Annotated in this window: 15 protein-coding genes; 5 read left to right on the forward strand and 10 right to left on the reverse strand. The window is 63.6% G+C overall.

Annotated elements, in window-relative coordinates; translation table 11 throughout:
* Positions 1–204: 204 nt before the first annotated feature.
* Complete coding sequence (locus tag E5162_RS04385; RefSeq protein WP_135943715.1) at positions 205–648, forward strand: PACE efflux transporter; 444 nt, start codon at positions 205–207, stop codon at positions 646–648.
* 44 nt (positions 649–692) lie between these two features.
* Here the strand turns inward: E5162_RS04385 and E5162_RS04390 are convergent, their stop codons facing one another.
* From E5162_RS04390 to E5162_RS04405, 4 genes are all read right to left on the reverse strand, one after another.
* Positions 693–1,340, reverse strand: a complete 648-nt coding sequence (locus E5162_RS04390; RefSeq protein ID WP_135943716.1) for a CoA transferase subunit B — start codon at positions 1,338–1,340, stop codon at positions 693–695.
* An 18-nt stretch (positions 1,341–1,358) separates the two neighbouring features.
* The gene (locus E5162_RS04395) at positions 1,359–2,051 is read right to left on the reverse strand and encodes a CoA transferase subunit A (protein ID WP_135943717.1); all 693 of its coding nucleotides are present in this window, start codon (positions 2,049–2,051) and stop codon (positions 1,359–1,361) included.
* Between the two features lie 99 nt (positions 2,052–2,150).
* Positions 2,151–3,065, reverse strand: a complete 915-nt coding sequence (locus tag E5162_RS04400) for a YihY/virulence factor BrkB family protein (protein WP_135943718.1) — start codon at positions 3,063–3,065, stop codon at positions 2,151–2,153.
* A 209-nt stretch (positions 3,066–3,274) separates the two neighbouring features.
* Positions 3,275–4,432 (reverse strand): CaiB/BaiF CoA transferase family protein, encoded by a 1,158-nt coding sequence (locus E5162_RS04405; protein ID WP_135943719.1) that lies wholly within the window; start codon positions 4,430–4,432, stop codon positions 3,275–3,277.
* Positions 4,433–4,546: 114 nt separating this feature from the next.
* Between E5162_RS04405 and E5162_RS04410 the strand changes: the two genes are divergently transcribed.
* Positions 4,547–5,818 (forward strand): diguanylate cyclase domain-containing protein, encoded by a 1,272-nt coding sequence (locus tag E5162_RS04410; RefSeq protein WP_158291192.1) that lies wholly within the window; start codon positions 4,547–4,549, stop codon positions 5,816–5,818.
* Here the strand turns inward: E5162_RS04410 and mfd are convergent.
* Positions 5,815–9,318: a transcription-repair coupling factor gene (mfd, locus tag E5162_RS04415; RefSeq protein ID WP_135943721.1), complete on the reverse strand. Its 3,504-nt coding sequence runs from the start codon at positions 9,316–9,318 to the stop codon at positions 5,815–5,817. The genes E5162_RS04410 and mfd overlap by 4 nt on opposite strands.
* Before the next feature lie 388 nt (positions 9,319–9,706).
* Between mfd and E5162_RS04420 the strand changes: the two genes are divergently transcribed.
* Positions 9,707–11,410: a hypothetical protein gene (locus E5162_RS04420; protein WP_135943722.1), complete on the forward strand. Its 1,704-nt coding sequence runs from the start codon at positions 9,707–9,709 to the stop codon at positions 11,408–11,410.
* 9 nt (positions 11,411–11,419) lie between these two features.
* On the opposite strand, the gene E5162_RS04425 is transcribed toward E5162_RS04420, so the two are convergent.
* On the reverse strand, positions 11,420–11,743 hold the full coding sequence (locus tag E5162_RS04425) for an FAD assembly factor SdhE (protein WP_135943723.1): 324 nt from the start codon (positions 11,741–11,743) through the stop codon (positions 11,420–11,422).
* Positions 11,744–11,884: 141 nt separating this feature from the next.
* Positions 11,885–12,208 (reverse strand): hypothetical protein, encoded by a 324-nt coding sequence (locus E5162_RS04430; protein WP_135943724.1) that lies wholly within the window; start codon positions 12,206–12,208, stop codon positions 11,885–11,887.
* A gap of 221 nt (positions 12,209–12,429) precedes the next feature.
* On the opposite strand from E5162_RS04430, the gene recG reads away from it, so the two are divergent.
* Complete coding sequence (recG, locus tag E5162_RS04435) at positions 12,430–14,523, forward strand: ATP-dependent DNA helicase RecG (RefSeq protein ID WP_135943725.1); 2,094 nt, start codon at positions 12,430–12,432, stop codon at positions 14,521–14,523.
* A gap of 3 nt (positions 14,524–14,526) precedes the next feature.
* On the opposite strand, the gene E5162_RS04440 is transcribed toward recG, so the two are convergent.
* Positions 14,527–15,210 carry a DUF502 domain-containing protein gene (locus tag E5162_RS04440; RefSeq protein WP_135943726.1) on the reverse strand — a complete coding sequence of 228 codons (684 nt, stop codon included), beginning with the start codon at positions 15,208–15,210 and terminating at the stop codon, positions 14,527–14,529.
* Positions 15,211–15,368: 158 nt separating this feature from the next.
* Here E5162_RS04440 and E5162_RS04445 point away from each other — a divergent pair, with 158 nt between their 5' ends.
* Positions 15,369–16,583 (forward strand): DUF3089 domain-containing protein, encoded by a 1,215-nt coding sequence (locus E5162_RS04445; RefSeq protein WP_135943727.1) that lies wholly within the window; start codon positions 15,369–15,371, stop codon positions 16,581–16,583.
* Between the two features lie 8 nt (positions 16,584–16,591).
* Here E5162_RS04445 and rfaE2 read toward each other — a convergent pair whose 3' ends face one another.
* Both rfaE2 and kdsA read right to left on the reverse strand, forming a co-directional pair.
* On the reverse strand, positions 16,592–18,061 hold the full coding sequence (rfaE2, locus tag E5162_RS04450; RefSeq protein WP_135943728.1) for a D-glycero-beta-D-manno-heptose 1-phosphate adenylyltransferase: 1,470 nt from the start codon (positions 18,059–18,061) through the stop codon (positions 16,592–16,594).
* 14 nt (positions 18,062–18,075) lie between these two features.
* On the reverse strand, positions 18,076–18,942 hold the full coding sequence (kdsA, locus tag E5162_RS04455) for a 3-deoxy-8-phosphooctulonate synthase (protein WP_135943729.1): 867 nt from the start codon (positions 18,940–18,942) through the stop codon (positions 18,076–18,078).
* Between the last annotated feature and the right edge of the window lie 111 nt (positions 18,943–19,053).

Below are 19,053 nucleotides of genomic sequence, written 5' to 3' on the forward strand. Positions count from 1 at the left end.
AGAGCCTTGCGACTATAGCGTCGCGAGTGGCCGGGGTGGATAGACCGCGCGCTCCGAGACCGGATGCGACTTTGGGCCTGGAACCGCAGCCGCCTCTCTTGCCCCCTCAAAGCCGAATGCGTATCCCGGCCTGAAGCGGGGCAGCATCGCTGTCGCCCGGGTCCGAGCGCGGGATGGCGCGACCTCACCGGAGCCTTTGTCGTCATGCGCAGCACGCCCGACCGGGTCCGCCAGGCCCTCAGCTTCGAGGCGATCGGCCTCGTCATCGTCACGCCGCTCTTTGCCTGGCTGTTCGATCGCCCGCTGGCAGAGATCGGGGTGCTTTCGCTGGTCAGCGCCACCATAGCCACGGCATGGAATTATGTGTTCAACCTGATCTTCGATCATGTCCTCAACCACTGGCGTGGCACACCGCGCAAGACATTGCGTCTGCGTATCCTTCACGCGATCGGTTTCGAAGCGAGCCTGGTGATCATCCTGCTACCCGTCTTTGCCTGGTGGCTCAGCCTGTCCTTGCTGGATGCGCTCGTCATGGATAGCTCCTTCGCCCTGTTCTACATGGGCTATACTTTCGTGTTCACCTGGGCCTATGACTCGATTTTCCCGCCAGAGGGAACGCCTGCGGCGGACACGAAAAACCCCGGATGAGCTGGTCACCCGGGGCATAATCGATCGACTTTTTGTCAGCAGGCTCAGGCAGCGACGCTGTCGGCCACTTTGTAGCTGGCTTCTGTCGCCTGGGCGATTTCATCCAGGGTGACGCCCGGCGCAAGCTCGACCAGCTTCAGCCCGCCTTCGACCACATCGAAAACGCCAAGCGTGGTGATGATGCGGTCGACGCATCCCGTGCCGGTCAGCGGCAGGGAACACTCCTTCAGGAGTTTGCTTTCGCCGGCTTTGTTGGTGTGGTCCATGATCACGACGACGCGCTGCACGCCGGCGACGAGATCCATGGCCCCGCCCATGCCCTTGACCATCTTGCCGGGGATCATCCAGTTGGCGATATCTCCCTTTTCCGACACTTCCATCGCGCCGAGGATGGACAGGTTGATGTGTCCGCCCCGGATCATGGCAAAGCTGTCGGCCGAGCTGAAATAGCTGGTCTTCTTGAGCTCGGTGATGGTCTGCTTGCCGGCATTGATCAGGTCGGGATCGACTTCGTCCTCGCGCGGAAACGGGCCCATGCCGAGCATGCCGTTCTCCGATTGGAGCGTGACGTCCATATCATCGGGAATGAAGTTGGCGACCAGGGTCGGAATTCCGATCCCCAGATTGACGTAGAAGCCGTCCTGCAGCTCTTTCGCGGCGCGTTCGGCGAGTTGTTCGCGGGTCCAGGCCATGTTCTGTCTCCTTCTCGCTCAGGCGCGCGTCGTGCGCTGTTCGATGCGCTTCTCGTGATCGCCCTTGATGAGGCGCTTCACGAAAATAGACGGGGTGTGGATGTGATCGGGGTCAAGCTCGCCCGGTTCAACGATTTCCTCGACCTCGGCAATGGTCACCTTGCCGGCCGTGGCCATCATCGGATTGAAGTTCCGGGCTGTCTTCCGGTAAACGAGATTGCCCTCGGTGTCCGCTTTCCAGGCTTTGACCAGGGAAACATCGGCGATGAGCGCGGTTTCCATGATGTAGGTCTCGCCGTTGAACTCCTTGTGATCCTTGCCGTCCGCGACCAGCGTGCCAACGCCGGTCTTGGTATAGAAGGCCGGAATACCCGCACCCCCGGCCCGGCAGCGCTCAGCCAGCGTGCCCTGGGGATTGAACTCCAGCTCCAGCTCTCCGGAAAGAAACTGCTTCTCGAACGTCTTGTTCTCCCCGACATAGCTGGAGATCATCTTCTTGATCTGGCGCGTCTGAAGCAACAGGCCGAGGCCGAAATCGTCCACGCCCGCATTATTGGAAATCACGGTGAGATCCCGGGTTCCGCTGTCGCGCAGGGCCGTGATCAGATTCTCCGGAATGCCGCACAGGCCAAAACCGCCTGCCATGATGGTCATGCCGTCAAACAGCAGGCCGTCGAGTGCAGCGGCCGCATCGGAATAGACTTTCTTCAAGGAAGGCTCTCCCTCGCCGATTAGATTTCAACGTTCGTTGAATAAGAGGACTCCGGGCCGTTATATCGTGCCTGCATGCGAAAGCCAGAGGCGAAATGTTCAGGCCTTGCTGGAATCGCCGATATCACGTCCGGCCTGCCGGTCGATCTCCACAGCAAGCGCGCCTCCGAAGAACACGGCATAGGAGGCCCAGTAAATCCACAGCAGGAAGACAATGAGCGCGCCGAGCGGCCCGTAAGTGGTCGGATTCACGATCGTCGACACATAAAGTGTGAAGCCCTTGGAGATAGCGAGCCAGATCAGCGTCGCGATGGCCGCGCCGGTAAAGGAGGCGCGCCAGCTGGTCTCCCCTGCCCGCTGCATCACGTAACGGTAGAGCAGGCCGAGCGCGAGGATCATGGTCCCACCGGCAACCGTCCACTCATTGATAATTGGCGATATGTCCGCCTGTGCAAAGCCGAGTGCGGACAGGAAGGGCCGCAGGAGGTTAGGCACGGTCAGAATCAGCAGGTTGGCGCCGATCAGCAGGAAGCCGGCTGCGAGCACCGCGCCCATCGCGATCAAGTTGAAATGGACGATGTTGCGGATATCGCCCTTGCGCGCGATCTGGTTGAGGCCGGCGATGATGGCCTTGGCCCCGCGTCCGGCAGCGAACAGAAGGATCGCGATCGCAACGAGGCTCTGAACTGTCAGCGAGAGCGTCGGCGTGCCGGCAAGATCGGAAACCATGCGCTGGATGAACTGATAGGCGGTCGGCGGCATGATCTCGGCGATTCTGAGCGCACTGAGCTGGTTGAGCGCGTCCGAGGCGGAAAACATCAGACCGTAGACCGAGGCGCCGACCAGCACGGCCGGAATCAGGGCGAGCAGACCAAAGAAGGACGCGCCGCCGGCAAACAGCATCACTTCGCGCGCCATCATACGGTTTATGGCTTTCACCCCGATCGCGATCGGAGGAATGGCCATGGCGCGTTCCGACACCTCCTGGCCAAGCTTGATCAGCTTCCTATGCATCAAAGCCGTCCGGTCTCATTATTCGCCCCTGCCGGACATGGAAGCGCCGGCCGCAAGAACGGCCGGCGCTTTCTTCAGGTGAAGCCCTGAAAGAAACCGCCGGCAGCGCGAGGGACTGACATAGAGTTTGCCGGCGGGTTCGGAAAGGAGCTTGTGTTCTGGCGTGTGAACGCCGGCTGAACACGCCTCCGCCCTGCCGCCGGCCAACACTATGCCGGGCCGCGACCGGGAGTGGACACGGCACCAGACGACATGAGGGCCTCGATCTTCTGCGCGTCGAATCCCCAATCGGCCAGCACGTCACGGCTGTCCGCCCCGGGGCGGGGGGCCGGGCCCTGAATCTTGCCCGGTGTACGAGAAAACCGGGGCGCGGGCGCCGATTGCGGCACGCCATCAACCTCTTCAAAACTGCCGCGCGCCTTGAGATGGGGATGGTCCCGGGCCTCCTCGATGCTCAGCACCGGCGCGAAACAGCAATCGGTGCCTTCCAGCGTCTGTGTCCACTCGGCGCGAGAGCGGGTCTTGAAGGTGCGTTCCAGAAGGGCGCGTAGCTCGGGCCAGCAGGTCGGATCGTACGGGTTTGCCGTAACGGGCTGATCGCCAATGCCGAGCTTTTCGAAGAGCAGCTGGTAGAATTCCGGTTCCAGCGGCCCGATCGAGACAAATTTCCCGTCGCTGCATTCATAGCACCCGTAAAAGGGCGCGCCGCCGTCCAGCAGATTTTCGCCGCGCTCGCCGGACCAGAGCCCGAGGGCGGAAAGCTGGTGCACCGCGCCGAGCAGGGAGACGGTTCCGTCCACGATCGCCGCATCCACGACCTGGCCCTCCCCGGTCTGGCGCGCATGGGTGAGCGCGGCCAGGACGCCAAGCGCGAGATAGAGGGAGCCACCGCCGAAATCGCCCACGACATTGAGCGGAGGAACGGGGTGCGATTTCGGCCCGATGGAGTCGAGCGCTCCGGTCAGCGCGATGTAGTTCAGATCATGGCCAGCAGCATGGGCGAGCGGGCCGTACTGGCCCCAGCCGGTCATCCGTCCGTAGACAAGGCGGGCGTTTCGCGCCAGCACGATGTCCGGCCCGAGGCCCAACCGCTCCATGACGCCCGGGCGGTAACCCTCAAGAAGAATGTCGGCCTGCTCGAGCAAGGTCAGACAAGTCTCTACACCTTCGGCGCTTTTCAGGTTCACGCCGACTGATCTGCGGCCCCGCGCCAGCACTTCGGCGGCGCCGCCCCCGCCGGCTCCGGGCCGGTCGATCCGGATGACGTCCGCGCCGAGATCGGAAAGCAGCATCGCGCAAAAGGGCGCCGGGCCAAGTCCAACAAATTCGACGACTTTAACGCCCCGCAAAGGCCCGTGTGCTTTCATCTAAAATCCCCGGATGGACTGGGTTGAACAATAAACAAGGGAATCTGGGTTGTGACACTCAAACTCCAGAGACACAATGACTCCAGCTTGGCGCGCGGGGGAGTCATGGGACGCATGGTCGATCTTGTCGTCGCGACGGACTCTTCAGCCCATCGCGACCTTGCCAGTGCCCTGCCCCGTCTGGGATTCAGGGTGCGGACATGCGACTTTTCCGAGATTTCGGGCGTGCTGCGCGAGGCACCGCCTGAAGCTCTGGTGACGCTTGGCGACCTGACCCATCCGATCGCCCATCCTGCCAGCGTGCATATTCATGCCGGTCCTTGTTCGGTCGTAGGGCCGGACGCACTGTTACTGGCCCCGGCGCACCCCATCCAGATTGCCTCGCGGGTCCGGGCGCTGCTGCGTCTGAAGATGATCGAGTTCATCGCCCGCGTGAGACGTCAGGATGCCGAAGCGCACGGTGCGCCGATCAATTCGAAACCGCGAGCGGGCCAGAGCTCGGCTATCCTATACGTCGGGGCGCCCGACCCGGCCTTCATGCGCCTGCAACACGCGCTCAAGGCCTCGCAAACCGACGTGATCGCCGCGTTCTCGACCTTCAACGCCTTCGATTATCTGCATGAACGCACGTTCGATGCCGTCGTCCTGAACACCGACCCCGACCCCGAGCTCGCTCACACGGTGTGCTCGGCGATGCGGCGCAATACGCGTCTGTTCCATACCCCCGCCCTGCTTCTGACGCGCAGCGAAGTCTATGCCAGCGCCGACGAGGCGTTTGCCCGAGGCGCCTCCGACATACTTCCGGCCAACGCCAGCGGCGACGAGCTCAAATCGCGCGTCATCGCGCTAACCGCGGAGCGTCAGCGCCGGCGTCAGGCCAAGGCCCTGCTGGAAGCCTGTCGACAGCCGGTGCTGCTCGACGATGCATCGGATCTGTTCTCGCCGGATTTTGGCCATGCCCATCTGGGCTCCTTGATCCAGGCGGCCGCCGACTACCAGACGCCGCTGTGCGTCATCGCGCTGGCGGTCAACACGCCGCGCGAAGCGGGCCCGGCCGACGGACAGGCGGCACACCATGCACTCGATCAGTTCGCGTCAATGCTGCGCCATTGCGTGCGCGCGGAAGATTTCGCGATGCGCATCGACGCCAATCGCTTCCTCCTGGCCCTGCCCAGCACATCCAGCGAGGAGGCGCGTAACGTGGCCTCCCGGGTCAGCGCGATTGCCGAATGCACCGCCTATGAAGGTGTGGATCCACTGTCGCCTTTCCGGCTGGAATTGACCTCGTGCGTCGATCAGTGGACCGCAGAGGAGAGCGCGGAACGGCTGTATGAGCGCGCCTTGGCCCGCGTCGATGCCCGGCCGGTTCGCCTCGTCGCGAGCTAGGCAGCCTGCTTGCGCGCCCGCTGGGCAGCATCGGCCAGCGGCGCCAGCAGGCGCTGAACACCCTTCAGCCGTTCGCCCACTTCGGGGAAGTCGCCCTTGAGCACCATCGTGTTGTCCGGGCGCAGCTTGTAGTCGCCTGGGCGCTTTTCCATCAGCTCGACCAAGGCAAGCGGATCGGCAAAGGCATGGTCGCGGAACGTCGCGACCGCGCCTTTGGGCCCGGCATCGAGCTTCGCGACGCCGGCGCGTTTGCACAACGTCTTGATGGCCACGACTTCCAGGAGGCTGTCGACCTCCCCGGGCAGCTTGCCGAACCGGTCGATCAGCTCCGCGGCGAAAGCCTCGCGATCTTTCTTGGTGTCGATGTCGGAAAGGCGGCGATAGAGCTGCAGACGCATGTCGAGATCGGGCACATAGCTGTCCGGGATCAACACGGCGGCCCCGACATTGATGTTCGGCGACCAGTCGCGGGACTCCTCCGCACCCGTGTCGCCCTGGAGGCTGGCGACGGCCTCCTCGAGCATCTGCTGATAGAGTTCGACCCCGACATCGCGGATGTGGCCGGACTGTTCTTCGCCCAGCAGGTTCCCGCCACCGCGCAGATCAAGATCGTGGCTGGCCAGGGTGAAGCCCGCGCCGAGATTGTCGAGCGACTGGAGGACCTGAAGCCGCTTGGTGGCGCTGTCGGTGATCTTCTCTCGCGCCGGTGTGGTGAGGTAAGCATAGGCGCGCGCCTTGGACCGGCCGACCCGGCCTCGCAGCTGGTAGAGCTGACCCAGGCCGAACCGGTCGGCGCGGTGGACGATCAGTGTATTGGCGGTGGGAATGTCGATGCCCGATTCCACGATCGTCGTCGACAGAAGCACGTCGTACCGGCCTTCGTAGAAGGCGGTCATGATGTCTTCCATCGAGGTCGGGGAGAGCTGGCCGTGGGCCGTGACGAAACTCACCTCGGGCACCTGCTCGCGCAGGAACTCGGCGGTGTCTTCGAGGTCGGCAATGCGCGGCACGACGAAGAAGCTCTGCCCGCCGCGATAGCGCTCGCGCAGGAGCGCCTCGCGCACCGTCACAGGATCGAACGGTGTGACATAGGTGCGTACGGCCAGACGGTCCACCGGAGGGGTCGCGATGATGGACAGGTCGCGAATGCCGCTCATCGCCAGCTGAAGCGTGCGCGGGATCGGCGTCGCGGTCAGCGTCAGGACGTGCACATCGGTGCGCATTTCCTTCAGGCGTTCCTTGTGGCGCACACCGAAATGCTGCTCTTCGTCGACCACGAGAAGGCCGAGATCCTTGAACTGGACCGATTTGGCCAGAAGGGCATGCGTGCCGATCACGATGTCGCACTCGCCTTCGGCCAGCTCCCGCCGCGTCTCCGCCGCCTGCTTGGCGGTCACGAGCCGCGAGAGCTGCCGGATCTTGACCGGCCAGCCCTTGAAGCGTTCGGTGAAATTATTCACGTGCTGGCGTGCCAGAAGCGTGGTGGGGGCGACGACTGCAACCTGCTTGCCGCTCAGCGCGGCAACGAAGGCGGCGCGCAGCGCGACCTCGGTCTTGCCGAAACCGACATCGCCGACGATGAGCCGGTCCATCGGACGGCCTTTGCCGAAGTCTTCCAGTACATCCTCAATGGCGCTGAGCTGGTCGTCTGTCTCTGCATAGGGGAAACGCGCGCAGAATTCATCGAACAAGCCGGAGGGTGGATCGAGCACCTCGGCCTCCTTGGCGTTGCGCTGGGCGGCGATCTTGATGAGCTCGCCGGCCATGTCGCGAAGCCGCTTCTTGGCCTTGGCCTTGCGCGCCTGCCAGGCCGCGCCGCCCAGCCGGTCGAGCTGGGCGGTTTCGGCATCCGAGCCGTAGCGCGAGAGGAGTTCGATATTCTCCACCGGCAGGAAGAGCTTTGTCGCGCCGGCGTATTCGAGCTCCAGACAGTCGTGCGGCGCGTCCTGGACACTCAGCGTCTTCAAGCCGAGATAGCGCGCCAGCCCGTGATCTGCGTGCACGACCAGATCGCCGGGCGTCAGGCTGCCCGCCTCGGCGATGATGTCGGAGTTCTTGCGGCGCTTCTTGGGCCGCGCGAGCCGGTCGCCGAGAATGTCCTGTTCGGAGAGGATACACAGATCGTCGCTTTCGAAGCCGCGTTCCAGCGGCATGACGATGCGCACGATCGTCCTGGAATCAAGTCTGGCCGCCTCGCGCCAGTTCGCGGCCGGCTGGATGGGCGACAGGCCGTGTTCCGAGAGCACGCCGCCCATGCGCTCGCTGGCACCCTCGCTCCAGCTGGCCAGAAGGATGCGCTTGCCGGCCTTGCGCCGGTCCGATGCATACCGCATCGCGGCTTCAAAGACATTCTGGTCGGCCTGGCGCTCGGCAGCGAAGGTGCGCCCCTGTTTGCCGGATAAAGCGACCACGCCCTCGCCGGCTTCCTGGAATGGGGTGAAGCGGCGGCAAGCGCGAGCGGCGAGTTCGGCTTCCCAGGTTTCGTCCGTCATGTAGAGCGCGTCAGGCTCGAGCGCCCGATAGATTGGAGCCGAGAGGGTCTTGGGGCCCTTCGAACCGGCTTCGGCGGCGTCGCGCCGCGCCTGGAAATAGTCATTGATGAGTTCTATGCGCTCTTCACGCGCATCCTTGACCAGCGGATCGAGACCGAGAAGCGCATCCTGGCCCACGTAATCGAAGACGGTATCAAGGTGCTCATGAAAGAGCGGCAGCCAGTGTTCGGCGCCTACCGGCCGAGCCCCCGCGCTGACACTGTCGTAGACCGGGTCACCGGATACCGCGCCGCCAAAGCGCTGTACGAACCCGGACCGGAAACGCGAAATCGCCTCGTCGTCGATCAAGATCTCGCTGACCGGCGTGAAACGGGCCTGGGTCAGCTGCCGGGTCGAGCGCTGGGTTTCTGGATCGAAGCTTCGAATGCTGTCGATACTGTCGCCGAAAAAATCGAGCCGGATCGGTTCATCCGCATCTGCGGCGAACACATCAACCACACCGCCCCGAATCGCGAAATCGCCGCGTTCGGTCACCGTTGTTGCCCGGGTGTAGCCGTTGCGGGTCAGGTATGTTTTCAGCACTTCAATGTCGAGCGCGCCACCTGCCTTGGCGACGATCCCGCCTCCGGCCATCGCTTCGCGCGGGGCGCATTTCTGGATCACGCCATTGACGGTCGCGATGACGATGAGCGGGCTCTTTTCATCAGGTTCGCGATCGGCCAGCCGGTGCAATGCGCCAGCACGGCGCGCAGCAGTGCGCGGGCTTGGACTGATCCGGTCATAGGGCTGACAGTCCCAGGCAGGCAGGCGCAGGCGTTCGAGATCGGGTGCGAAAAAGGCGCAGGCGCTCGCAAACGCGCTCGCCCGGCTATCATCGGAGCAGATGAACAGCGCGACACCTCCCCGGGCGCGCACCGCATCGCAAAACACGAGCGCGTCAAAGCCCTCCGGCGCGCCGGACACGGTCAGCGCCCCTTGGGCGCGCGCAATGCGGTCAAATTCGTCCACGGTTCAACGCACTCCAGCTAGCAGCTCAGCGTCCCAACGCACAAACGCCGACAAGCTTCCAGCACAATTGCAGGAAGGTTCATCGGCCCGGAACGAACGCGCGATATAGCCCTGCCATCGCCCAAGGTGAAGGCATGGTGTCGGTGTCGGCTGTGCGCAATGCCAGGGCGAGCAGATCAATCTCCAGAAAACCGCGTAGCGGCTGAACTGTCAGAACCTGATGAAAATCAGCTAGCTTCTGCAATCTTTGCACTTACCCACTTCGCAACATTCGGCTAATTTATTGTAGCCGACTCTCTCGAGAGTCGCACGCCGCCGCACGCGCCAGACGTCCCTCTTCGCTGGTCCCCCATCCAGATCGACAAAGGCCTTTGTGCAATCAATGCAGATGCAATCTGGTTTGGCACGCTCGGTGGTGAGGTTTGCCGCTTTCGCGATAGTCGTCCTGATCGCGCTTTTCCTGCGTTATCCAAGCCAGTTCCTGGATCCCTCGATCGGGACGGAGAGCCTGACATTCCACGTCCGCCAGTTCGCTGAAGACGGATTCGCCTCGCTTCTCTATCCGGTCAACGGCTATCTGATCACGGTCTCGCGCCTATTCGACGTGCTGGCATTGGCTATCTCGCCTTATGCGGCGCCGCTTTTCGCGTCGGCATTCGCGAACGCCTACACCGTGCTGATCCTCTTTGCTGTCTGGCGCGCTCCAACGAGGTTAAGGTCGCCGCTGCTGTGCGCGCTTGCTCCGCTATTCATCCCTATCCAGCCTGAGCCATTCGCGGTCTCTCTGTACAGTTTCTGGTGGTCTGCCGTTGGCCTCGCGCTGACCTTGTTCTGGGTCGCTGGCAGAAGCCGCACCTGGGACATCGCGGCCATCGTGCTTGCTGTCACCGGGGCTCTGTCGTCGCCCATGGGAATCGTGTACGGCCCGCTTTTCATGGCTCGCTGGCTGCGCGACCGCACGCAGTTCAATTTCGCGCTCATGGTCGCGGTCGCTGCACCCTCGATCATCCAGCTCGCGATCATTCTCGCGACAGACGGGGCGGCAACTCATCCAGGACGAACCTTCCCGGTGACGGGGATCATCAGAGAGACCTTAGGCTATTTCGTGCCGGTTCTCGCGCCGTTTTCGCCGCGCGCCGATCTCGCCTACACCGTGATCGGGTTCCTCTTCGGCAGCGCGCTGGTTGCCGCGGCGGCAGCACAAACCAAGCGGTTCGATTTCTTCTTCTGGATCCTGGTTCTGCTGGTGGCAGGCGCCGCCGCAGCTTACCTGATGCGAATCGGGACCGATGTCGCCCACCCGCTCCTGAGCGGCGGACGTTATTTCATGTTGCCCTTCATCTTTCTAAGCTGGCTGGTCCTTTACCTGATCGCCGAGATGCCCGGCTGGCTACGCGCCGGGAGCATCGCTGCCATAGCTTTCAGCTGGGTTCTGGCCACGCCCTACACGATGTGGCGGACCCACGACCCCCTGCCCTGGGCCAGCCATATCCGCCTCTGCAAGGAGCACGGCGATGTCCAGATCGTCGGTCAGTTTTTCGGCAATGCCGACGCAGTGTGGAGGACGTCGGTCACTCAGGCGGGATGCCGCTTCATGGTTGGTTTGAACCCGCTCAACCGGCTCATCGAGCCGTATGTCCCCGAACTCTTTGCGGCGCGCACGGCTCCCTACGAGGGCGGTCAGCTCTCTAGCGCCCTTGTAATTGCGGCGCACGGCTGGAGCCCCGACGGCTTCTACAGCATGGACGTGGTCGCAAGCCTGCCGGATGACATTCGCGCTTTCGGGTCCCACGTCGGCGGCGATGCCGCGACCGGCGATCTCGTCCTCGAGTTTGGCCACGAGCCGGGGGAACCGACCGTCTTCTTGATGCTCGTGGGGCCTGGTGAGCGTGAAGCTCTACTGGAGCTGGAATATCCGGACGGGTCAGTTCGGACCATGACCCCGGCCTCCCGAGTGCCCGGCTGGATCAAGCTTGAAATTTTTTCCCACCAGACAGGGGTTCACCGCTTGACGGTTCGAGATATCGGTAGCGGATGGGGCGAATGGGCGGCGCTGGCCTTCGCCTCGCCCGAACGCCGGGGCACGAATTAGCGCCGGAGGTTAGCGCACAGGGCCGTCGCCGGCCTCCATGTCACGGTCATACTCGAAGGCTTTCAGAGCCTTGAGCACCGGGCCGTCATAGTTGGACGGCGCTGGCGCGCTGCCATTGATCCAGGAATAGACCTCAGTGTCGGGCGCATCGAGCAGGCGCTCGAACTCGTCCACAGCTTCAACGCTCAGGCTATCGAGATGCTCGTCGGCAAATCGGCCCATGATGATGTCGGCCTCGCGAAAGCCCCGGCGCCAGGCACGAAACCTGAGACGTTTCCTGCGGTCGGTGTCATTGATGGGCGTGTTCGGATCGGCAAAGGGATTATCGCTCATGGGTGAGTATGTAGCGCGCCGATTGCCGATGGCAAAGCGGGTATGGGTGAGGCGTCTCAGTCATGAGACGTCGGGCTCGACAGCCAAAAAAGGGGAGGCCCACCGGCCTCCCCTCACGTTCGGCTCTTCAAAGCCCGCAAGCTATTCGATCGTGTAGCTGCCGGTTTCGCAGACATTGACCGTGTCTTCCAGGACGTCGCCATCCTCGAACACCATGCGCAGGTCGTAATCGCACTGGGTACGGCCGTCCGCGATGATCACTTCGACGCTTTCGCCGGTTGCCAGGATATCGGCGCCGAGAATGTCCTCTTCCCAGGACGACACGTCCGTGGGAGAGGCGTAGAATTCGTACAGATCGTAGCCGGAGTGGTTGATCAGCAGAAAATGCACGTCTTCGGCCTGAGCCGGCGCAGCAACGAAGGCCAGAGCGGACGCCGCGAGCGCGGCGCCAAACAGATGTTTCATTGGGAATGTCCCGGAAAAAAGAGGCAGTTACACGCAATCCTCTAGCACGCGAAAGTGCCGCCCACTAGGAAACGAAATCGGAACCGCCAAATATTTTTCGCGCTGCTTACACGCCGGAGCGGTCCGAGAACCGTGGCGCCGCGTGACCGTTTCTGCCCCTCCCCAGCCTGGCTCGGGCGGGATAAGGTCGCGGTTCCGAATCCCGCCTTGTGCCAGGTGACATGCGCCCCGAAGCCCTCTTTCCCCTGTTTGCCGATATCACCACCCTTCCGGGGATTGGTCCGCGCCTGGCTGTGCTTGTGGAAAAAGTCGCCGCAGGCGGCCGGGTCAAGGACGTGCTCTTCACCGCGCCGACGGGCGTCACCGACCGCACGCGCCGGATTTTGATCTCCGATGCCGGCCTGCCCGGTCATGAAGGCCTTGTGACGCTGGAGGGCGAGGTTGAGGCCCACCTTCCGCCAAGTTCCATGAAGCAGCCCTACAAGGTGCGTTTGCGAGACGAAACGGGTTATCTCCATCTCGTCTGGTTCCGGGCCAAGCCGGACTATCTGATGCGCCTTCTGCCCGAAGGCACGCGGCGTGTCGTGTCCGGCAAGGCCGAGCGCTTTGGCTCGGAAATCCAGATCGTCCATCCCGATCTCGTCGCCAGGCCCGAAGACCTGGACGATGCCGATCTGATCCAGCCCAACTATCCACTGACGGCGGGCCTGACCGTCAATGTCATGCGCAAGGCCGTCCGAAGCGCCCTGGATGTCACACCTGCCCTGCCGGAATGGCTCGATCCGGCGTTGCTGGACCGGGAAGGCTGGACAGACTGGGCCGGTGCGCTGACCAGCCTGCACCGTCCAGAGAACGCTGGCGATGTCGATCCCCAGAACGCCCCACGCCGGCGCCTCGCCTTCGACGAGCTCTTTGCCCACCAGCTCGCCCTGAAGCTAGCCCGGGCCGATCGCCGCTCGCGGACAGGCCGAGAGGTCACCGGGGACGGCACCAGGGTCCAGGCCGTGCTCGATCACGCACCGTTCACGCCGACCGGCGCTCAGATAAGGGCTTACGAGGCGGTGCGTGACGACCTGGCCGCACCGGCCCGGATGATGCGACTGCTACATGGTGATGTGGGGTCGGGCAAGACGTTCGTGGCGGCGCTCGCCGCAGCGAGGGTTGCCGAGGCGGGCTTCCAGACGGCCGTCATGGCCCCGACCGAGATTCTCGCACGCCAGCACGCATCGGTTCTGACTCCGCTTCTCGAACCCGCAGGCATTACCGTCGCGGCCCTGACGGGGCGCGACAAGGGGCGCGTGCGAGAGGAGATTGTCGGACGGCTGTCACACGGCGAGATCACTGTGGTGTGCGGTACGCACGCGCTTTTCCAGGAGGGCGTGGAATTTCACGATCTCGGGCTTGTCGTGGTTGACGAGCAGCACCGCTTCGGGGTGTCGGACCGGCGCAGGCTCGGCGCGAAGGGGCAGCGCCCCGATACGCTGGTCATGAGCGCGACGCCGATCCCTCGCACGCTGACGCTGGCGGTCTACGGCGATCTTGACGTCTCGCGGCTGGACGAGAAGCCCGCCGGACGCATCGCGCCGGTGACGCGCGTGATCAGCGCAGAGCGGCTGGGCGATGTGATCGAAGGTCTGCGCCGCGCTCTGGCCAATGGCGAGCGCGCCTACTGGGTCTGCCCGCTCGTCGAAGAAAGCGACACCAGCGATCTGGCGGCGGCGGAAGAGCGTTTTCACTTGCTGTCCCAAGCGCTCGGCGTCCGCGTCGGGCTGATCCATGGACGGATGAAGGCGCGCGACAAGGAGGCCGTTGCCAATGCCTTCCGGGCCGGAGAGCTCGACCTGCTCGTGGCCACCACGGTGATCGAAGTCGGCGTGGATGCGCCGGATGCCACCATCATGGTGATCGAGCATGCCGAACGGTTCGGCCTGGCCCAATTGCATCAGCTGCGCGGCCGGGTCGGCCGCGGCGACAAGCCCTCCTCCTGCCTGCTGCTCTACCATGGCGTGCTGGGCGAGACCGCGCGGGCGCGGCTTGAAGTCATGCGCGCGAGCGATGACGGCTTCGTGATTGCCGAGGAAGACTGGAAGCTGCGCGGGTCGGGCGATCCCCTGGGACTTCGACAATCGGGCATGCCGGATTATCGCTTTGCCGATCTGGGTGTGCACGGCGATCTGCTTGCCATGGCCAGCGACCAGGCGCGCCTGGCCGTCAGCCGCGAGGACCCGTTGTCTGGCGAGCGCGGGGAGGCCCTGCGCACGCTGCTCTACCTGTTCGAACGCGATGAGGGTGTCCGGCTCATGCGGTCGGGCTGAGTCTTACAGGACTCCGTCGGTATTCTCGCGCGAGGCGCCGCGCTTGGCCGGCGTTTCCGGCACCGCGCCGTCGGGCAGGTGCTCTGGCGTGACCAGGCCGAACGAGATGATCAGCTTGGCCGCCTCCTCGACGGACAGCGACAGCTCGATCACCTTGGATCGGGGAACGAAGAGCAGGAAACCGGAGGTCGGGTTGGGGGTCGTCGGCACGAAGACGCCAATCACTTCTTCGCCCTGGCCCACGACCGCACGGATTTCACCCTTGGCGTAGGACGAAACGAAGGCGACCGCATAGCTGCCCTTCATCGGGTATTCCACCAGCACAACCTCCTTGAAGGAGTTCTGCTGGCCAGAGAAGACTGTTTCGACAATCTGCTTCAACCCGCCATAGAGATTGCGGACCAGCGGCACCGAATTCACGATCCGCTCGCCAAATCCGAGCAAGGTGCGCCCGAAGATATTGGCTGCGAGCGCGCCGAGAAACGTGAGCGCCAGGATGGCGATGATCAGTCCCATGCCGGGCAACGCGAAGGGCAGATAGCTTTCAGGATTATACCGCGCCGGCACGAGCGGTTTGATCGTCGAGTCGACGAAATTGACGAATGTCACGATCAGCCAGACCGTCACCGCCACGGGGGTGACGACCACGATGCCGGTCAAAAAAGAGTTGCGAAGCCAGCGCAGCACGAATCCAGTCTCCGATTTCCCGCTCAAGCAGGCTTAGCACGAGTGTGCGCGACACCATACGTGGCCTTGCGGCAGCAAGAAGGCGCAGCGACAATGCAAATTCGCCGTGATCCGGGAGGTTCCGCCCGAACCGCGGCGGCACGCATGGAGGTCAGTGTATGGTCCGCGCCACCCCGTTCCGATCCTTGTGGTTCACCGTCATTATCGGCGGACTTGGGGCCCTCCTGATCCTGGCCGTTCTGGCGAGCTGGGTCCTGCGCGACCAGATATTCCAGACCTTCCTCGATCCCGGCGTGCCCTATCAGACCTACGAGCTTCCGCCCGCGCCCGATTACACGCGGGCTGAAAGCTGGGCTCGGCGCCCGGATCCCGCCCTACTGGAGTCCCAGCCGTTGCGACCGGCCGTCTTCTTCGTTCATCCCACCACGTATGATGGCGGAGACGAGTGGAATGCACCGTTCGACCGGCCACAGGAGGCCGAGGAATTATCCGGGATCATCCTGCCCAACTACGCAGCGCCCCTCACTGGCGACGGCCTCCTCTTCGTGCCTCATTACAGGCAGGCCTCGCTCTACGCTTTCATGAACAACCGGGAGGACTCGCAGGCGGCCCGTCTGCAGGCGTTCGAGGATGTCCGTCGCGCCTTCGCCCGGTTCAGGGCTGAAATCGGCGAGGACCGGCCCTTCATCATTGCAGGGCTGGGCCAGCAGGGCGGACTTCATGCCCTGGGGGTCATCCTACGCGACATTGCGCCGGACGAGGCATTTCGCCATCGCATGGCGGCCGCATATCTGCAGGAATCGATCGTTCCGCTTGACCTGTTCGAAGGGCCACTGGCCAGCCTTCCGCCCTGCGCCTCGCCCGAACAGGTCCGATGCGTGATCGCCTTTGCCAGTGTCGAACCCGACGAGCAGAGCCGTGTGGATGCCTTGCTGGACCGCGGCATGTCCTGGACCTCTGACGGCTCGCTGTCCTACGTCGAGGATCGCGGAACACTGTGCGTCAATCCCCTGCTGGGGACGAATTCGGAGGATTTCGCGCCAGCCCGGTTGCATCAGGGCGGTGCCGCGGCCGAAGGGCTCGAGCCTGGCGACGAACCGTCTCCGCTTGCCTCCCAGACCGGGGCGCAATGCCAGAACGGGGTGCTGATGATCGAGACACCCCGATCGCGCGCTCTGCGGCGGCCCCACAGGCTGGGTGAGGACCGCCGGGTCCCGCCGTTCAACCTGTTCTATGTCGACATTCGCGAGGACGCCGCGCGGCGCGGCGCGCTCCTTTCGGCCATTCTGGCCGAAGAAGCGCGATACGCACCGCCGCTTGAGGCCATCGAGGAGATCGAGGTCTCGCCGGTCGAACCGATCGATCCGCAATAGGGTCGACGCTAGCGGCGCCCGGCGAGTTTGTTGACCAGGTTGGTTGTGGAGAGACCCTCAACGAGCGGCGCCAGGACGACTTCTCCGCCATGCGCCTTTATGTGACGTGCGCCCGGCAATTCGTCGGCGGTGTAGTCTGCTCCCTTGATCAGAACGTGCGGCGTTAGGGCTTCGATGAGGGCCTGCGGCGTGTCTTCCTCAAACACCACGACCCGATCGACCATTTCGAGCGATGCCAGCATGAGGGCACGGCTGGCCTGGTCATTGACCGGCCGGTCCTCGCCCTTGAGCCGTTGCACCGACCCGTCGCTGTTCAGCCCGACAATGAGCCTGTCGCAGGTCGATTTCGCGTGGCGCAGCACGGCCAGATGGCCCGGATGCAGAATATCGAAGCACCCGTTGGTGAAGCCGATCTTGAGACCCTCGCGGCGCCATTGATCGGCCAGCGTGGCGGCCGTGTCGCGCGTGATGACCCTCCAATCAGGCGCCTTCTCACCGCCTGCCGCGTCCTGCAAGACTTCTTCAGGGGTGACGCTCGCTGTGCCAGCTTTGCCCACCGCGGTTCCCGCGGCGAGGTCAGCCAGGGCCATGCAGTCCGGCAAAGTGAGGCCGGCGGCGACACCCAGGGAGAGGGCCGCCAACGCGGTATCGCCAGCGCCTGATACGTCAAAAACCGAACGTGGACGAGCGCGGTGGTGGGCGACGGCCGCATTGCCTGCCAGCAAGCTCATCCCCTGCCCGCCACGTGTAACCAGCAGGGCATCGGTTTCCGGCAAGCGGGATTTGAGCGTTTTCAGCGCGTTTTCAGCGCTTTGGTCGTCGGTCACCGGTAATCCGGTTTCCGCGGAGAGTTCGTCGGCATTCGGCTTGATGACATAAGCGCCGTCATAGCGCGTATAGTCGAGCCCGCGCGGGTCGACGCAAACCGGGACCCCCGACTTGCGGGCCAGATCGATGAGCGATCGGGCAAAGTCGCCGCTGACGAGCCCTCTGCCGTAGTCTGAAAGGATCACAACATCGGCGCCGTCGATCCGGCTGCGGACGGCGTCGAGAACGCGCTCCTGAGTATCAGAACCGATCGGTGCTTCGGGGTCTCGATCAACGCAGAACATCTGCTGGCCGTTCGCGACGTAGCGTATCTTGCTCGGCGTGCACCGCGATACGTCAGTCAGCACGCCTGCTGCGGAATCGGGAGCGCTCGATGTCAGTAGAGCGCGGACGGCATCGCCTTCGGCATCATTGCCGACGACACCGACAAGAATGGCCTGTCCGCCCAGGCTCTCGACATTACGCGCGAGATTGCCCGCCCCGCCCAACATCGCGCTGCGCCGGATTTCCGACAGGATGGGGACAGGCGCTTCGCGGCTGACCCTGCGCACCTCTCCGTAGACAAAGCTGTCATACAGGATGTCGCCGACGCAAAGGGCCCGCCGGCCCGCGAACTGGTCCAGAAGCCGTGCCGCTGTCGCGCGTTGCATTGCCGTCTCCGGGTCTAATCGAACGTCATCGGAGGGCGCGCCTTGGCCAGGGCGTCGAATTCCAGAAGATCGGCGCACAACGCTTCAAAATAGCGCATCGGGATCATGTTCGGTCCGTCCGAGGGCGCATTGTCGGGATCGGGGTGAGTCTCCATGAACACCATGGCCACACCGATCGAGACTGCGGCTCTTGCCAGGTGCGGCACGAATTCCCGTTGCCCGCCCGAGCGTCCGCCCTGCCCACCCGGCTGCTGAACGGAATGAGTGGCATCGAAAACGATCGGGCAGCCGATATCGGACATGATCGGGAGTGCCCGCATGTCCGAGACGAGCGTGTTGTAACCGAAGCTGACGCCGCGCTCGCAGGCAAATACGTTCGGGTTGCCGGCCTCGGTCAGCTTGGCGATAACGTTCTTCATGTCCCAGGGCGCAAGGAATTGCCCCTTCTTCACATTGACCGCTCGCCCGGTCTGCGCAGCCGCGACCAGCAGATCGGTCTGCCGGCACAGGAAGGCGGGGATCTGGAGCACGTCGATTACCTGGCCGACCTCGGCGCATTGTTCGGCCGTGTGCACATCAGTCAGCACTGGCAGGCCGGTTTTCAACCGGACTTCCTCGAAAATCGGCAGCGCCTTGTCGAGCCCGATGCCGCGCGCGCTTCCCGCGCTGGTACGATTGGCTTTGTCGAAGCTGGACTTGTAGATGATGTTGGCGCCGAGACGCTCACCGATCTCTTTCAGAGCGTGCGCTGTCTCCAGCGCGTGTTCACGGCTTTCCATCGCACAGGGACCCGCGATGAAACTCAGTTTTTGCGAGTTACCGATTCTATAGGCCGGACCGACAGACCGCGGAATTTCTACGATTGAGTTGGGCGTGCTCACGGGGCTGGCTCCGTTTCGGTCGGCTAACGCGTTGGATCAAGGCTGTGCCTTACAGCTAGGGATGATCCGCTTCCCTAGCCACCGCGTAGTACTGCACATCGAGTTTCGCGT

This window comes from Marinicauda pacifica, assembly GCF_004793635.1.
Classification (GTDB): Bacteria; Pseudomonadota; Alphaproteobacteria; order Caulobacterales; family Maricaulaceae; genus Marinicauda; species Marinicauda pacifica.

Bases quoted from the DNA above. Each gene is read 5' to 3' on its own strand.
- recG (WP_135943725.1), top strand. From the start codon at position 12,430: ATGCGCCCCGAAGCCCTCTTTCCCCTGTTTGCCGATATCACCACCCTT.
- E5162_RS04425 (WP_135943723.1), bottom strand. From the start codon at position 11,743: ATGAGCGATAATCCCTTTGCCGATCCGAACACGCCCATCAATGACACC.
- E5162_RS04430 (WP_135943724.1), bottom strand. From the start codon at position 12,208: ATGAAACATCTGTTTGGCGCCGCGCTCGCGGCGTCCGCTCTGGCCTTC.
- E5162_RS04405 (WP_135943719.1), bottom strand. From the start codon at position 4,432: ATGAAAGCACACGGGCCTTTGCGGGGCGTTAAAGTCGTCGAATTTGTT.
- E5162_RS04410 (WP_158291192.1), top strand. From the start codon at position 4,547: ATGGTCGATCTTGTCGTCGCGACGGACTCTTCAGCCCATCGCGACCTT.
- E5162_RS04420 (WP_135943722.1), top strand. From the start codon at position 9,707: ATGCAATCTGGTTTGGCACGCTCGGTGGTGAGGTTTGCCGCTTTCGCG.
- E5162_RS04445 (WP_135943727.1), top strand. From the start codon at position 15,369: ATGGTCCGCGCCACCCCGTTCCGATCCTTGTGGTTCACCGTCATTATC.
- E5162_RS04400 (WP_135943718.1), bottom strand. From the start codon at position 3,065: ATGCATAGGAAGCTGATCAAGCTTGGCCAGGAGGTGTCGGAACGCGCC.
- E5162_RS04390 (WP_135943716.1), bottom strand. From the start codon at position 1,340: ATGGCCTGGACCCGCGAACAACTCGCCGAACGCGCCGCGAAAGAGCTG.
- E5162_RS04385 (WP_135943715.1), top strand. From the start codon at position 205: ATGCGCAGCACGCCCGACCGGGTCCGCCAGGCCCTCAGCTTCGAGGCG.
- rfaE2 (WP_135943728.1), bottom strand. From the start codon at position 18,061: ATGCAACGCGCGACAGCGGCACGGCTTCTGGACCAGTTCGCGGGCCGG.